We start from the raw sequence: 15,472 nt of genomic DNA, 5'->3' as shown, positions 1-15,472 counted from the left end.
TACTGATCCTTTCTGTTTCAATCCACTTGAACGCGTGCGAACACATCCAACATGCAAAAGTTTGATATCAAGACCTTTCAGGGGCTGATCCTGACTCTGCAGGACTATTGGGCGCGCCAGGGCTGCACCATCGTCCAACCGCTGGACATGGAAGTCGGCGCCGGCACTTCCCATCCGATGACCTGCCTGCGAGCGCTGGGCCCAGAGCCGATGGCGACCGCCTATGTACAACCGTCCCGCCGTCCGACCGATGGCCGCTACGGCGAGAACCCGAACCGACTGCAGCATTACTACCAGTTTCAGGTCGTGATCAAGCCGTCACCGGACAACATTCAGGAACTGTACCTGGGCTCACTCAAAGCGCTGGGACTGGATCCCACCGTGCATGATATCCGCTTTGTTGAGGATAACTGGGAAAACCCGACCCTGGGTGCCTGGGGCCTTGGCTGGGAAGTCTGGCTCAACGGTATGGAAGTCACCCAGTTCACCTACTTCCAGCAGGTGGGTGGCCTGGAGTGTAAGCCGGTTACCGGTGAAATCACCTACGGCTTAGAGCGTCTGGCCATGTATATCCAGGGCGTCGATAGCGTCTACGACCTGGTATGGAGCGATGGCCCGCTGGGTAAAACCACCTACGGCGACGTGTTCCACCAGAACGAAGTGGAGCAGTCCACCTATAACTTCGAATACGCTGACGTCGATTTCCTGTTCGCCTGCTTTGAACAGTACGAAAAAGAAGCCCGCATGCTGCTGGAGCTGGAGCACCCGCTGCCGCTGCCGGCCTATGAGCGCATTCTGAAGGCTGCCCATAGCTTCAACCTGCTGGATGCCCGCAAAGCGATCTCCGTGACCGAGCGCCAGCGCTACATCCTGCGCATCCGTACCCTGACCAAAATGGTCGCCGAAGCCTACTACGCCTCCCGCGAGGCGCTGGGCTTCCCGATGTGTAAAAAAGATTAAGAGGCAGCCATGACGCAACAGACTTTCCTGGTTGAAATCGGCACGGAAGAGCTGCCGCCGAAAGCACTTCGCTCCCTGGCGCAGGCCTTTGCCGACAACTTCCGCACAGAACTGGATAATGCCGGTCTGGCGCACGGCGATATCGAATGGTTCGCCGCACCGCGCCGCCTGGCGCTGAAAGTCGCCGCCCTGAACGCGGCGCAGCCCGATCGCGAGATCGAGAAACGGGGTCCGGCCATCGCCCAGGCGTTCGACGCCGACGGTAAGCCGACCAAGGCGGCCGAGGGCTGGGCCCGCGGCTGTGGCATCAGCGTCGATCAGGCCGACCGCCTGAGCACCGACAAAGGCGAGTGGCTGCTGTACCGCGCGCTGCAGAAAGGGCAACGTGCCCAGGATCTGCTGCCGACGCGGGTCGCCAACGCCCTGTCACGCCTGCCTATCCCCAAGCTGATGCGCTGGGGCGACAGCGATACGCAGTTTGTCCGCCCGGTACATACCGTCACCCTGCTGCTGGGCAGCGAAAGCATTCCGGCGACGATCCTTGGGGTGCCGTCCGATCGCGTCATCCGCGGCCACCGCTTTATGGGCGAAGCCGAGTTCACCATCGACAGCGCCGATCAGTATCCGCAGATCCTGCTGGAGCGTGGCAAGGTTATCGCTGACTATGACGCCCGCAAGGCGCTGATCAAGCGCGATGCCGAAGCCGCTGCGGCCCGCATCGGCGGCGTAGCCGATCTGAGCGACAGCCTGCTGGAAGAGGTCACCTCTCTGGTCGAATGGCCGGTCGTACTGACCGCCAAGTTCGAAGAGAAATTCCTCGCCGTTCCGGCAGAGGCGCTGGTATACACCATGAAAGGTGACCAGAAATACTTCCCGGTTTACGATGCGGCGGGCAAGCTGCTGCCAAACTTCATCTTTGTCGCCAATATTGACTCCAAAGATGCCCAGCAGATCATCTCTGGCAACGAGAAGGTCGTGCGTCCGCGTCTGGCCGACGCCGAGTTCTTCTTCAAAACCGACCGTAAGCAGCGCCTTGAGGACAATCTGCCGCGTCTGGAGACCGTGCTGTTCCAGCAGCAGCTGGGCAGCCTGCGTGATAAGACCGATCGCATCACCGCGCTGGCCGGCTGGATTGCCCAGCAGATCGGCGCCGATGTCAATATGGCAACCCGCGCGGGCCTGCTCTCCAAGTGTGACCTGATGACCAACATGGTGTTTGAGTTCACCGACACCCAGGGGGTCATGGGGATGCACTATGCTCGCCACGACGGCGAGGCCGACGAGGTCGCCGTCGCCCTGAACGAACAGTATATGCCGCGCTTTGCCGGCGATGCGCTGCCCACCTCTCTGGTCGCCTGCGCTGTCGCCATTGCCGATAAAATGGATACCCTGGCGGGGATCTTCGGCATCGGCCAGCATCCGAAGGGCGATAAAGATCCGTTTGCGCTGCGCCGCGCCGCACTGGGCGTACTGCGTATCGTCGTAGAGAAAAAGCTGCCGCTGGATCTGCTGACCCTGACGCAGGAAGCCGTGCGCCTGTACGGCGACAAGCTGAGCAACGCCAACGTCGTCGATGACGTCGTGGAGTTTATGCTGGGCCGCTTCCGCGCGTGGTATCAAGAAGAGGGCCATGCCGTTGACACCATTCAGGCGGTGCTGGCGCGCCGTCCGACCCGTCCGGCCGACTTCGACGCCCGCGTACGCGCCGTCAGCCACTTCCGTACGCTGCCGGAGGCCGCTACGCTGGCCGCCGCGAACAAGCGCGTCTCCAATATCCTGGCCAAATCAGGCGATGTCCTGGCTGAACAGGTTCAGGCCGTCCTACTGAAAGAGCCGGCGGAAATCCGCCTGGCGGCCAACCTGATCACGCTGCAGGAGAAGCTGGCGCCGCTGTTCGCCGACGGCCGCTATCAGGAAGCGCTGGTTGAGCTGGCTACCCTGCGTCAGCCAGTCGATGACTTCTTCGAGCAGGTTATGGTCATGGCCGACGATGAGCAGGTCCGCATCAACCGCCTGACGCTGCTGAACAAGCTGCGCGATCTGTTCCTGCAGGTCGCCGACATCTCCGTTCTGCAGTAGGTTAGCAGAGCAGGCTATCGAACCCGCCGTCAGGCGGGTTTTTTACTTTATGGCTGTTATCCCGCATTTTACGGGGTACACTAGATTGACAGATTTCGTACCATTCTTGCGCGGTTTACAGGAGTCACTCACATGACCTTCGCAGTAAAAACATGGGCACAGCGCCTGCTGATGCCCGTTATGGCACTCTTTTTAGTCATGCAGCTGAGTGGCTGCGGCGATAGCGATAAAGAGCAGCAAAAAGCCTTTATCGACTATCTACAGAATACGGTAATGCGCGGCAGCGTTACGATCCCCACCCTGAGCGAGGCCCAAAAACAGCAGCTGGGGCACTATGCCGGCGACTATGCTGTCCTGGTCACCTTTTCTCAGAACTTTAACCGCGCCATGGAAGCCAGCATGACGCCGCTGTTCAGTACCCTGCAGCAGATCCGTACCCCGCAGGAGTATCTGACCCAGCGCGATCGTCTGCAGCAGGAGCTTGGCGCGCTGAACATGCTGGGCCAGCAGATCCAGAGTGCCAAGGCTCAGGCCGACGGCGCCTATGCCACGCTGAAGCAGCCTGAAGAGGTCAAAGCCGTCTTCGATAAAGCCTTCACCAAGATTGTCACCGGCCCCAGCAACGCCGTTATGCCGATGATCCCGCAGGCGGCAGATGTCGCCCAAACGCTGGTACAGGTCGGTGATTTCCTACAAAATCTGGGACCGCAGGCGCGCTTCGATAATCAGGGCGTACAGCTGCAAACTCAGGCTCAGGTCGATCAGTACAACCAGCTGATGCGCGATCTGTCCGCCAAATACCAGACGCTGATGGCGGCAAAGCAGCAAAATGCCGGGCTGCTGCAGAACTAAACGGCCTGTCTCAAGACAATAAAAAACCCGGCGCCGATGCCGGGTTTTTTATTGTGACGGCGAATGCCTCGCTAGGCGGCGCCCGCTTCGCGGTAGGCGCGCTCAACCTCTTCTGCCAGGATCTGCACCCCGCGCTCAATCAACGTCGGATCGGGCACATAGTTCATGCGCATACACTGCCGGGTATGCGGCCACGCCTGCGCTAGCCCGGGGAAGAAATAGTCGCCGGGAACCATCAGTACGCCGCGCTGTTTCAGCCGCTGATACAGCTCCTCGCTGCCAATCGGCAGATCCTTAAACCATAGCCAAAGAAAAATCGCCCCCTCAGGCCGGTGGATCAGACAGCGCTCCTCCGGCAGATAGCGGCGAATAATCGCCAGCGTCTGGTCAACGCGCTGCTGATAGAACGGGCGGATCACCTCACGGCTCAGCCGCAGCAGATCGCCACGCTCGATCATGCGCAGCGCCAGCGCGGGACCCATGCTGCCCGGAGAGAGACTGATGACGCCGTTCATATTGCTCAGCGCCTGAATGGTTCGTTCGTCAGCCACCACGATCCCGCAGCGTACGCCCGGCAACCCTAGCTTCGACAAACTCATACACAGGATCGTATTCGGGTTCCACAGCGGCGTCGCCTCGGTAAAGATGATGCCGGGAAAGGGTACCCCGTAGGCGTTGTCGATCAGCAGCGGGACGCGATGCTGCCGCGCCAGCGCGTCTAGGCGGGTAAGCTCTTCATCCGTCAGCACGTTTCCGGTTGGGTTGGTTGGCCGCGATACGCAGATCAGGCCAATGTCATCCTCAATCTTCAGGCGATCGAAGTCGATATGGTACTTGAACTGCCCCTGCGGCAGCAGGGCAATGCTGGGCTTAAGCGCCACAAACAGATCATCCTCCAGGCCGGCGTCGGCATAGCCGATATACTCCGGCGCCAGCGGAAACAGGACCCGCCGCCGAGTGCCATCGCTGCACCGTCCCGCAAACAGGTTAAAAAGGTAGAAAAACGCGCTCTGACTACCGTTAGTCAGCGCAATATTTTGTGGCCCAATCGGCCAGCCATACTGTTCTGACAGCAGTCTGGCCAACGCCTCCAGCAGCGTATCCTTACCCTGTGGCCCATCATAGTTACACAGCGCTTCGCCCAGCGTCCCCTCCTCCAGCAGCTCACCGCATAGGGAGGTAAAATACGCATCCATTTGCGCAATCCGCGCCGGGTTACCGCCGCCCAGCATAACGGCGCCTGGCGTGCGCAGACCATTATTGAGATCGTCCATCAGACGGGTGATTGCGGAGTAACGGGTAAATCTCTCGCCAAAAGCAGAAAACGTCATAGCGGACCACGCGGACGGTTAGGAATAAAAAAAACCACCTTACCCGCAGTGAGCCGATGCGACAAGTCAGCCGCGTAGCCCCTTTATTTTGATTATTCTGTAAAAATTAAAAATTACAGAATAAAAAAAGGCGCAGCCGCGGCTGCGCCAAATCGAGAGGGTTTATACCCGCGGAGGGTATGGTCGATCTGATTATTACTGTTGGGTGTTCGGTTCATCCCGGCACTCAAGCGCCGCGGGATCGCGCTGCGCGGCGCCGATGATAATGCGCTGCGGCTGGAGCGCCTCCGGTACGTGACGCACCAGATCGATATTCAATAGACCGTTTTCAAAGGCGGCGCCCTCTACCGTCAGGTGTTCTGCCAGGGTAAAGCTTAATTCAAAGGCCTTACACACCAGCCCCTGATGCAGGTACTCCACCGGCTTTTCCGGTTTGACCGGGTTGCCGCGCACCGTCAGGCGCGGGCCTTCAACCTCAATATCCAGCTCACTCTGGCGAAATCCCGCCAGAGCGAGAGAGATGCGGTAGTGGTTATCGTCACTCTTTTCAATGTTATAGGGTGGAAATCCCTGCGGCTCCAGCGAGGTCTGCATGGCATTAGCCAGCTTGTCAAAACCAATCCACTGACGCATTAACGGTGAAAGATCATAATTACGCATGTTCCTATACTCCTTCTACGAAGCGAGATGTTAATAATGCTCAGGTGGAACTATTTCCACCTGCATTGCCCCCAAAGGCAGGCAAAAGTAGCGTTAGTTAACCAGCCAACTGCCGTTATTTTATGGCAATCTTACGTGCCTGCTGCGACTCGGGAATGATCCGCTCCAAATCGATAAATAATAGTCCATTCTCCAGCCGTGCGCCTTTTATATGAATATGTTCAGCCAGCTGAAATTTACGTTCAAAATTACGTTCAGCGATCCCCTGATACAAATAGGTTCGCTGCTTGTCGATCGCCTGATGAGAGCCTTTAACCATCAGTGAGTTAGCGTGAGACGTTATCTCAAGCTCCGCCTCATCAAAGCCAGCGACGGCAATAGAAATACGGTAGTGATTATCATCTACCAGTTCAACATTATACGGAGGATACCCTCCATTGGTATTATTCTGCCCCGACTCAATAAGATTGAATAAACGATCAAATCCGATGGCGGAGCGGTACAACGGTGCCAAATCAAAATTACGCATAGCGACAGCCTCCTAAACAATGCAGCGAGGATGAAATAATCTTCCCAATGGACAGATTGATTAAATGAATACCCTATCGGCGTATCCATCATTGCTCTGATAATAAGATGGCGACGATCCTGACGTTTTCAAGCGGTATCGTCTAAATTTTATGATACAGCACACATTGACAAAATTTGGCTGAAAAACAAACACGGCGTCAATATTCCAGTATATGCTAAGCAACGTTGCCGGAAAGAGACGGCGGCAGATTGGAATCAGCCCAGGATGACACTATGACTACACCCTTCGTGCGCCATACCACGCTCCTGTTTGCCGGGGGTATGCTGTTACTCAGTAGCGGATGCTCCAGCGTCATGACGCGCGTCGGCCCTCATCAGGGCTACTACGCGGGCACCAAAAACGATCTGCAAATGATCGGCAGCGAGGAAAGCGGCTGGGCCATGCGCCCGCTGTTAGCCCTGGATCTACCGCTGTCGGCGGTCGCCGATACGCTGCTACTGCCCTATGACTACTACCGCGCCGACGACGATCCGGCCACGGCGTCGCCGCGCGCCCGCGTGCAGCGCGCCGAACAGGCCAGCGCAGCCAGCGGTATGGCGCCGCCGGCTGCGCTAGAGAACTGACCGCAGCTACTCGTCATCCGTGGTCAGGCGGGCGACGAAAATTTGCGCCCAGCCGTTGACCTCTCGCATATAGGCTACCCAGCGGCCATCCGGCGACGGTATGACGGCATCAGCGCAGGGGGGCTGCGCCGTACGCTCGGTGATCCGGGTGACCGCTCCGCTGGCCACATCGCAGCGCACCACGCTGTTATCCATCACCATCAGCACCGAGCGCCCGTCCGGATGCCAGTTAAAGGCGGACTGTACGTCATATCCTCCGTGAGTCACCTGACGTAGCTCACCGCCGTTAGGCGATACGCGCCACAGCTGTACCACACCATTGTCGTCCCGCATCAGAAACGCGAGACTCCCACCGTCCGGCGCGCTGCGAACCCAGTGCCGCGGGAGCGTCGCCAGGCCGGGATAGCGCCGGGAATGGGTAAACGTCAATCGCCGCTGCGATACGCCGGCCGGCGGCGCCGGCAGGGTGCTCCCGGTCCCCTGCAGCGGGGAGACGCCAGCCTGGCGATAGGCACTATCCTCTTCAGGCAGGTCGACGATAAACAGCTCCGGCACACGCTGGCCATCCTCAGACAGCGTATCGCCGATAAATGCCAGCGCCCAGCGCTGACGCAGGCCGTCGGGCTTCAGGTATCCCCGATGACCGACCCAACCCTCCTCATAGGCCCGGGTGATATCATCGCTGCCGGGACGCGGCGCTGGCGTCGTGTGGGTTACCAGTACGCAGAAATGGCTGCCGTCATACTCACGCGGATGCGACTTGGCGGAGCGTACCGACGCTCCCGACAGCGCGACCCCCACGTTGCGCTGATCGCGCTCAGGACAGTCCTCGTGCATCACATGATCGTTATAGGTAAAGCTCAGGCGCGACGCATCGGGGCTAAAAACGTGTACGTGGGAACCGCCGCGCAGGGCGCCGGGAGTATAGGGGGGCGTGATATCCAGCGCGTCCAGCGTCTCTGCGACGTCGGGATGCTCAGCGCTGACGATCACCCCGCGCCGATGGTGAAAATCGTACTGCCAGAGCGCGTCTGGATGCTCCGGCCCGTGAATAAAGACATAGCGCTCCGGCGACGTTGGCGCCACCGTTACCACGCCAACGCAGGCGCCGTCGACGGCGCGGTAGAGGCACTGCGTCTGACCATCGGGCACGCTGACCCGCTCAATGGTCTCGCCGCTAAATGTCGAACCACGCGGACGCACGTCATAGGCTATCCAGCGGCTGTCGGGTGTCCAGACATGGGTATTGGTCAACTGATGCCCGCGGGCATCATCGGTAAGCTGTAACTCTGACGGATGGCGCATAATTAGCCCCCTGGCGGCCTGTTTTTACCAGCATAAACCAGGCCCGCCGGAGAGACTATCCATAAACGGCATTTTACACAGCGGCTTACGCCGCATTGAGAACCCAGCGCTGGATAGCCTGCGCCACGCCATCTTCGCGGTTACTGGCCGTCACATACTGCGCTGCGGCCAGAATGGCCGGCTCGGCGTTGCCCATCGCCACCCCCAGACCGGCGTAGTCAATCATCGCCAGATCGTTACCGTGGTCGCCAATACACATCACATGCTGACGGTCGATACCCAGATGCTCGGCCAAACGCGCGATCCCTTTCCCTTTGTCCACGTCGCGATGCAGGATCTCGAGGAAGAACGGGCTGCTGCGCAGCAGGGTATAGCGTTGATACGCCTGCGCGGGAATGCGCGCGATCGCCGCTTCCAGCACCTCAGGGTGATCGATCATCATCACCTTGGGGAAACGCAGGGAGGGAGCCATCTGCTCTACCGGGCAAAAATACAGCGGAATGCCGGTAATAAAGGATTCATGCACCGTGTACTTACTGATATCCCTATTGGCAGTAAACAGACGCTCAGCGTCCAGCGCATGAAAATGGCAGTCTACCTCACGCGCCAGCGCCTCCAGATAACGGTAGTCGCCATAGTCCAACGCGGTCTCAAATAGGGTCTCTCCGCTATCGGCATGGACAATCAGCCCCCCGTTATTGCACAGGCAATACTCCCCGGCGACATCCAGCGCCAGCTCGCGCAGGTAAGGGCGCACCCCGATCAGCGGGCGGCCGGTAGCCAGCACCACCTTAACTCCCCGTCGACGCGCGTCAGCGATAGCGGCTTTCACCGCTGGTGTAATTTCCCGCGCCTCGTTCAGCAGCGTTCCATCCAAATCGATAGCGATCAGTTTAATTGGCATGATTGGCTCCCTTATTCAATACACGCTGGTCAGTGCAGATTAACCCACAGCAAAAAGGGACGTTTCCGTCCCTTTTAAACCACTTATATCCGGCGCAATTAAAAGTCCAGATTGGACGCTTTAAGCGCGTTCTCTTCAATAAAGGCCCGGCGCGGCTCTACCGCATCCCCCATCAGGGTGGTGAACAGCTGATCGGCCGCCACCGCATCCTTGATGGTCACGCGCAGCATACGGCGCCCTTCCGGATCCATGGTGGTTTCCCACAGCTGCTCCGGGTTCATTTCACCCAGCCCTTTGTAGCGCTGAATGGCCAGGCCACGACGCGACTCCTTCACCAGCCAGTCCAACGCCTGCTCAAAGCTGGCCACCGGCTGACGACGTTCGCCACGCTCCACGAAAGCGCTCTCTTCCAGCAGGTCGCGCAGCTTTTCGCCCAGCGCGCAGATGCGGCGATATTCGGCGCCGTGAACAAAGTCAAAGTCAAACGCGTAGTCGGTATCCACGCCGTGGGTACGCACGCGCACCAGCGGCTCAAACATCTGACGCTCGCGATTCTCCAGAACGCGGGCGCTATAGACGCTACCGTGCTGCTCTTTCTCGTTCAGCGTTGCCACCAGCGAGTTAATCCACTGCTCAACCTGCGCCTGGTTCCCCAGATCGGCTTCGCTAAGGGTCGGCTGATAGATAAGCTGATTCAGCACCGCCTTGGGATAGCGACGCTCCATGCGACCGATCAGCTTCTGCACCTGATAATGCTCCGCCACCAGTTTTTCCAGCGGCTCACCGGCCAGCGCGGGCGCGGCAGCGTTGATATGCAGGGCGGCGCCGTCCAGCGCGATGGACATCTGATACTGATCCATCGCCTCATCGTCTTTAATGTACTGCTCCTGCTTGCCTTTTTTCACCTTGTACAGCGGCGGCTGAGCAATATATACATGGCCGCGCTCGATAATTTCCGGCATCTGACGATAGAAGAAGGTCAACAGCAGCGTACGGATGTGCGAGCCGTCGACGTCGGCATCGGTCATGATGATAATGCTGTGGTAGCGCAGCTTATCCGGGTTGTACTCATCCCGGCCAATGCCGCAGCCCAGCGCGGTGATCAGGGTCGCGACCTCCTGCGAGGAGAGCATCTTGTCGAAGCGCGCCTTCTCGACGTTGAGGATTTTCCCCTTCAGCGGCAGGATGGCCTGATTCTTACGGTTACGTCCCTGCTTGGCAGAGCCGCCCGCGGAGTCCCCTTCCACTAAGTAAAGCTCTGAGTGGGCGGGGTCGCGCTCCTGGCAGTCCGCCAGCTTGCCCGGCAGGCCGGCCAGATCCAGCGCACCCTTGCGGCGGGTCATCTCACGGGCCTTACGCGCGGCTTCACGTGCGCGGGCCGCGTCGATGATTTTGCCGACGACGATTTTGGCATCACTGGGGTTTTCCAGCAGGTATTCAGCCAGACGCTCGTTCATCAGCGACTCAACGGCGGATTTCACCTCCGAAGAGACCAGCTTATCCTTGGTCTGAGAGGAGAACTTGGGGTCCGGCACCTTCACGGACACCACGGCAATCAGCCCCTCACGCGCGTCGTCACCGGTAGCGGAGATTTTGCTCTTCTTGGTATAGCCTTCGTTTTCCATGTAGCTGTTCAGCGTACGGGTCATCGCCGCACGGAAACCGGCCAAATGGGTCCCGCCGTCGCGCTGCGGGATGTTATTGGTAAAGCAGTAGATATTCTCCTGGAAGCCATCGTTCCACTGCAGCGCCACTTCTACGCCGATATCATCCTTCATGGTCGAAAAGTAAAACACGTTCGGATGGATTGGCGTTTTGTTCTTGTTCAGATACTCGACAAACGCCTTAATCCCACCCTCATAGTGGAAATGATCTTCGCGATCGTTGCGTTTATCGCGCAGGCGGATGGAGACGCCGGAGTTCAGGAAAGAGAGTTCGCGCAGGCGCTTAGCCAGAATGTCATACTGGAATTCGACCACATTGCTGAAGGTCTCCATGCTCGGCCAGAAACGCACGCGAGTACCGGTCTGCTCGGTGTCGCCAACCACTTTCAGCGGCGCCGCCGGCACACCGTGTCGGTAGATTTGCTCATGGACATGGCCGTCGCGACGGATCACCAGCTCCAGCTTTTCAGACAGGGCGTTCACCACGGAAACCCCCACGCCGTGCAGGCCGCCGGAGACCTTATAGGAGTTATCGTCAAACTTACCGCCGGCGTGCAGCACGGTCATGATGACCTCGGCGGCAGAGACGCCCTCCTCCGGGTGAATGCCGGTTGGGATGCCGCGGCCGTCATCCTGTACGGAGACGGAGTTGTCACTGTGAATGGTGACGATGATATCTTTGCAATAACCAGCGAGCGCTTCGTCAATCGCGTTATCCACCACCTCAAACACCATGTGGTGCAGACCCGTACCATCATCGGTATCCCCGATGTACATGCCCGGGCGCTTACGAACGGCATCCAGCCCTTTTAATACCTTGATACTTGAGGAGTCATACGTATTTGACATCAGCCTTTCTCGCTCATTGGATAACTATCGTAATAAATCGAATCTAAACGGCTATTTTACCCTGTTCCACGCGGAACATCTTGCCCTTTTCATCAACCATGTCGCCGACCTGATCGGCGTTGACTGCGCTGACAAACACCTGTGCGCCAGTGGCTTTCAGCCGTTCGGCAAGCAAACGGCGCCGCCCGGCATCCAGCTCAGAGGCGAAGTCATCGATCAGATACAGACACTGACGGCCGCTGTGGCGCGTCAGGTATTCTCCCTGTGCGAGGCGCAGCGCGCACATCAACAGTTTTAGCTGCCCGCGCGACAGCAAATCCTCAACCGGCGTACCGTCGGCGCGGATGCGGAAGTCCGCCTTGTGCGGCCCCAGCGCGGTATAGGTCAGCGCCCGATCGCGCTCAAAGTGACGCTCCAGCAGCGCGGCATAGTCGCTTTCGCGATCCCAGCCGCGCATAAACGAAAAGGATAGCGCATACTCCGGTAAAAACTGGCTGCAGGTCGCCGCAATGTCCTGTGCGATAGCCTCACTGTAGGCCGCCCGCAGCGCGCTGACCTGTTCGGCCAGCGGCACCAGCTCCTGATCCCAGGGCCGGATTTGGGCATAGCGCGTCACCTGACGCAGTGCGGCGTTGCGCTGCTTCAACACCCGCCGCAGATTGTTCCACGCGGTAAAAAAGCCCCGATCACCGTGAAAACAGCCCCAGTCTAGGAAGGCCCGACGGTATTTAGGTCCGCCGTTGAGCAGGGTGAACCCCTCGGGGGTGATCAGCTGCATCGGCAGCATCTGCGCCAGCTCAGCCACTTTATGGCCGTCGCTGCCGTCGATGCGAACCTTGCTGTCCCCCTGGCGATCCTTGCTCAGCCCGACCGCCAGCTCCCGCCCGCCGCCGTCATCAATACGACCATGCAGCACAAACGCGGCGCAGTCATGACGGATCACCCGCCCGGCCTGCAGGCTGCGAAACGCCCGCCCGTGCCCCAGCGTATAGATAGCCTCCAGCACGCTGGTCTTTCCACTGCCGTTGGCGCCGACCAGAAAATTAAATCCTGGGGCCAACGCGAGATCGGCGTCTTCGATGTTACGAAAATCACGGATCACGAGACGGGTCAATGCCATGCACACCGCCCTACCATGGCCGCGGCAGATTCGGCGCGGCGCGCTGACTCACTACGTGAGCAAAGTGTCACCATCGTTACAGACGCATCGGCATCACGACATACACCGCTGCCTGGCTGGCGGCATCTTCTATCTGTACGCTGGAAACCGCATCCGTCAGCATCATCACCACACGCTCACACTTCAGGGCGTTTAGCACATCCAGAACGTAGCTCACGTTAAAGCCAATCTCGAGATCGCTGCCCGGATAGTCCACGTCCAGCAGCTCCTCGGCCTCTTCCTGCTCCGGATTGTTGGCCGTGATCTTCAGCTGGTTATGGCTGACGTGCAGACGTACGCCGCGGAATTTCTCATTGGAGAGGATCGCCGCGCGGGCAAAGGCCTGCTTCAGCTCGTCACAGCCGGCCTCTAGGGCTTTATCCGGATTCTTCGGTAAGACGCGACGATAATCAGGGAAACGGCCATCGACCAGCTTGGAGGTAAAGATGAATCCCCCGACGTGAGCGCGCAGGTTATTGCTGCCAATCTGCAAACGCAGCGGCGTCTCGCCGCCGTCCAGCAGGCGCATCAGCTCAATAACGCCTTTACGCGGTACGATCACCGAATGGCTCGGCAGGCTCTGACCGATCGGCATTGAGCAGACCGCCAGGCGATGGCCGTCCGTCGCCACGGTACGTAGCTCTTCGCCCTCGGTTTCAAACAGCATGCCATTCAGATAATAGCGGACATCCTGATGGGCCATGGAAAACTGCGTCGCCTCGATCAGGCGCTTCAGCGTCGCCTGCGGCAGGGTAAACTCCACCTCGCTCTGCCAGTCATCCAGGTTAGGAAAATCCGCGGCCGGTAGGGTAGACAGAGAAAAACGGCTGCGCCCGGAGCGGACCAGCATGCGATCGCCGTCCAGCGCCACCGAAATTTCGGCGCCGTCCGGCAGACCGCGGCAAATATCCAGAAACTTACGCGCCGGGACCGTCGTCGCTCCCGCTTCATGGGGCTGTACCAGGGGCACCCTGGCCACCATCTCCATCTCGAGATCGGTGCCGGTCAGCGACAGATGGCCATCTTCCACCTGCAGCAACAGGTTACCCAGAATCGGCAACGTAGGGCGCCCGCCCAGCGGGCTGCTCACCTGTTGCAACGGCTTGATAAGATGCTCACGCTCAACAATAAATTTCATATCGCTACGATGACTATTAGGTAATTAGGATGACAACGTTCTGATTAGATTAGAAAAATCTTCTTTGATGTCGTGACTTTCTTCGCGCAGCTGCTCAATCTTGCGGCAGGCGTGCAGCACCGTGGTATGGTCCCGCCCACCAAAGGCATCGCCGATCTCCGGCAGACTGTGGTTAGTCAGCTCCTTGGCCAACGCCATCGCCATCTGGCGCGGGCGGGCAACGGAGCGGGAACGGCGCTTGGACAGCAGGTCGGCCACTTTAATCTTGTAGTACTCCGCCACCGTCTTCTGAATGTTGTCGATGGTGACCAGCTTCTCCTGCAGCGCCAGTAAGTCACGCAGCGCTTCGCGGACAAAATCAATGGTGATCGCCCGCCCGGTGAAGTTGGCATTGGCGATCACCCGGTTCAGCGCCCCCTCCAGCTCGCGGACGTTCGAGCGCAGGCGCTTGGCAATGAAGAAAGCCACCTCGCCCGGCAGGCGAATGTCATTTTCATCGGCTTTCTTCATCAAAATAGCGACGCGCGTCTCCAGCTCCGGCGGCTCGATGGCCACCGTCAGTCCCCAGCCGAAGCGCGACTTCAGGCGATCTTCTACTCCGTTAATCTCTTTAGGATAACGGTCGGAGGTCAGGATGATTTGCTGATTGCCTTCCAGCAGCGCATTGAAGGTGTGGAAAAACTCCTCCTGTGAGCGCTCCTTATTGGCAAAAAACTGAATATCGTCGATCAGCAGCGCATCGACAGAGCGGTAGTAGCGCTTGAACTCTTCGATAGCGTTATTCTGCAGCGCTTTGACCATATCCTGAACAAAGCGCTCTGAATGCATGTACACCACCTTGGCGTTCGGCTTACGCGCCATGATGCCATTGCCGACCGCATGCAGCAGGTGCGTTTTACCCAGGCCGGTACCGCCGTATAGAAACAGGGGGTTATAAGCGCCACCCGGATTATCCGCCACCTGACGCGCCGCCGCGCGCGCCAGCTGGTTAGACTTACCCTCAACAAAGTTATCGAAGGTGTGCTTAGGATTCACGTTGGAGCGATAGGAGAGCTCCGGCTGGGCGGTAACCCGCTCCCAGCTCGGGCGCGCCGGACTGCTGGTTCGCACGGCGGCCGGCGCCACGCTCACGCCGCTGCTGGCGGCGCTGCTGACCGCAGCCGGGGCGACCGGCTTACTGCCCACCTCAAAACGCAGCACCGGCGCATCGGAACCGCAAAAATCATTAAGTAACCCATTAATATTATTTAAATATTTATCACGAACCCAATCAAGAACAAAGCGGTTGGGCGCATACAGCGCCAGCGTGTTGTCACTGAGCTCCGCCTGAAGAGGACGGATCCACATGCTGAATTCTGTGGCAGGTAACTCATCCTGCAATCGGGCAAGACACTGCTGCCAAAGCGAAAGTGACAC

Annotated in this window: 13 protein-coding genes; 4 read left to right on the top strand and 9 right to left on the bottom strand. The window is 58.8% G+C overall.

What is annotated here, in order from left to right:
• Window positions 1–51 precede the first annotated feature (51 nt).
• The 3 genes from glyQ (at window position 52) to L1P05_RS00055 (ending at window position 3,891) form a co-directional block, all read left to right on the top strand.
• The gene (gene glyQ / locus L1P05_RS00065; RefSeq protein ID WP_012846896.1) at window positions 52–960 is read left to right on the top strand and encodes a glycine--tRNA ligase subunit alpha; all 909 of its coding nucleotides are present in this window, start codon (window positions 52–54) and stop codon (window positions 958–960) included.
• A 9-nt stretch (window positions 961–969) separates the two neighbouring features.
• Complete coding sequence (gene glyS / locus L1P05_RS00060; RefSeq protein WP_012846895.1) at window positions 970–3,039, top strand: glycine--tRNA ligase subunit beta; 2,070 nt, start codon at window positions 970–972, stop codon at window positions 3,037–3,039.
• A gap of 132 nt (window positions 3,040–3,171) precedes the next feature.
• Complete coding sequence (locus L1P05_RS00055; RefSeq protein ID WP_012846894.1) at window positions 3,172–3,891, top strand: DUF3053 domain-containing protein; 720 nt, start codon at window positions 3,172–3,174, stop codon at window positions 3,889–3,891.
• 71 nt (window positions 3,892–3,962) lie between these two features.
• Here the strand turns inward: L1P05_RS00055 and L1P05_RS00050 are convergent, their stop codons facing one another.
• The 3 genes from L1P05_RS00050 to ibpA form a co-directional block, all read right to left on the bottom strand.
• Window positions 3,963–5,222, bottom strand: coding sequence for a valine--pyruvate transaminase (locus L1P05_RS00050; protein WP_012846893.1), 1,260 nt, complete (start codon window positions 5,220–5,222; stop codon window positions 3,963–3,965).
• Between the two features lie 195 nt (window positions 5,223–5,417).
• On the bottom strand, window positions 5,418–5,882 hold the full coding sequence (ibpB, locus tag L1P05_RS00045; protein ID WP_012846892.1) for a small heat shock chaperone IbpB: 465 nt from the start codon (window positions 5,880–5,882) through the stop codon (window positions 5,418–5,420).
• A gap of 115 nt (window positions 5,883–5,997) precedes the next feature.
• Entirely contained in the window at window positions 5,998–6,411 is a 414-nt protein-coding gene (gene ibpA / locus L1P05_RS00040) for a small heat shock chaperone IbpA (protein WP_012846891.1), read from the bottom strand.
• Window positions 6,412–6,686: 275 nt separating this feature from the next.
• Between ibpA and L1P05_RS00035 the strand changes: the two genes are divergently transcribed.
• The gene (locus L1P05_RS00035) at window positions 6,687–7,037 is read left to right on the top strand and encodes a YceK/YidQ family lipoprotein (RefSeq protein WP_015460647.1); all 351 of its coding nucleotides are present in this window, start codon (window positions 6,687–6,689) and stop codon (window positions 7,035–7,037) included.
• A 6-nt stretch (window positions 7,038–7,043) separates the two neighbouring features.
• Here L1P05_RS00035 and L1P05_RS00030 read toward each other — a convergent pair whose 3' ends face one another.
• From L1P05_RS00030 to dnaA, 6 genes are all read right to left on the bottom strand, one after another.
• Window positions 7,044–8,342, bottom strand: coding sequence for a YidR family protein (locus L1P05_RS00030; protein ID WP_012846889.1), 1,299 nt, complete (start codon window positions 8,340–8,342; stop codon window positions 7,044–7,046).
• An 85-nt stretch (window positions 8,343–8,427) separates the two neighbouring features.
• Window positions 8,428–9,246: a sugar-phosphatase gene (gene yidA, locus L1P05_RS00025; RefSeq protein ID WP_012846888.1), complete on the bottom strand. Its 819-nt coding sequence runs from the start codon at window positions 9,244–9,246 to the stop codon at window positions 8,428–8,430.
• A 98-nt stretch (window positions 9,247–9,344) separates the two neighbouring features.
• Entirely contained in the window at window positions 9,345–11,759 is a 2,415-nt protein-coding gene (gene gyrB / locus L1P05_RS00020; protein ID WP_012846887.1) for a DNA topoisomerase (ATP-hydrolyzing) subunit B, read from the bottom strand.
• Between the two features lie 43 nt (window positions 11,760–11,802).
• Window positions 11,803–12,879, bottom strand: coding sequence for a DNA replication/repair protein RecF (gene recF / locus L1P05_RS00015; RefSeq protein ID WP_012846886.1), 1,077 nt, complete (start codon window positions 12,877–12,879; stop codon window positions 11,803–11,805).
• Between the two features lie 76 nt (window positions 12,880–12,955).
• Entirely contained in the window at window positions 12,956–14,056 is a 1,101-nt protein-coding gene (gene dnaN / locus L1P05_RS00010) for a DNA polymerase III subunit beta (RefSeq protein WP_012846885.1), read from the bottom strand.
• A gap of 24 nt (window positions 14,057–14,080) precedes the next feature.
• Window positions 14,081–15,472 carry a chromosomal replication initiator protein DnaA gene (gene dnaA / locus L1P05_RS00005; protein ID WP_109579898.1) on the bottom strand — a complete coding sequence of 464 codons (1,392 nt, stop codon included), beginning with the start codon at window positions 15,470–15,472 and terminating at the stop codon, window positions 14,081–14,083.

Origin of the sequence: Edwardsiella piscicida (genome assembly GCF_021733145.1) — a bacterium.
Lineage (GTDB): Bacteria > Pseudomonadota > Gammaproteobacteria > Enterobacterales > Enterobacteriaceae > Edwardsiella > Edwardsiella piscicida.
This window is presented reverse-complemented; position numbering and strand designations above follow the sequence as displayed.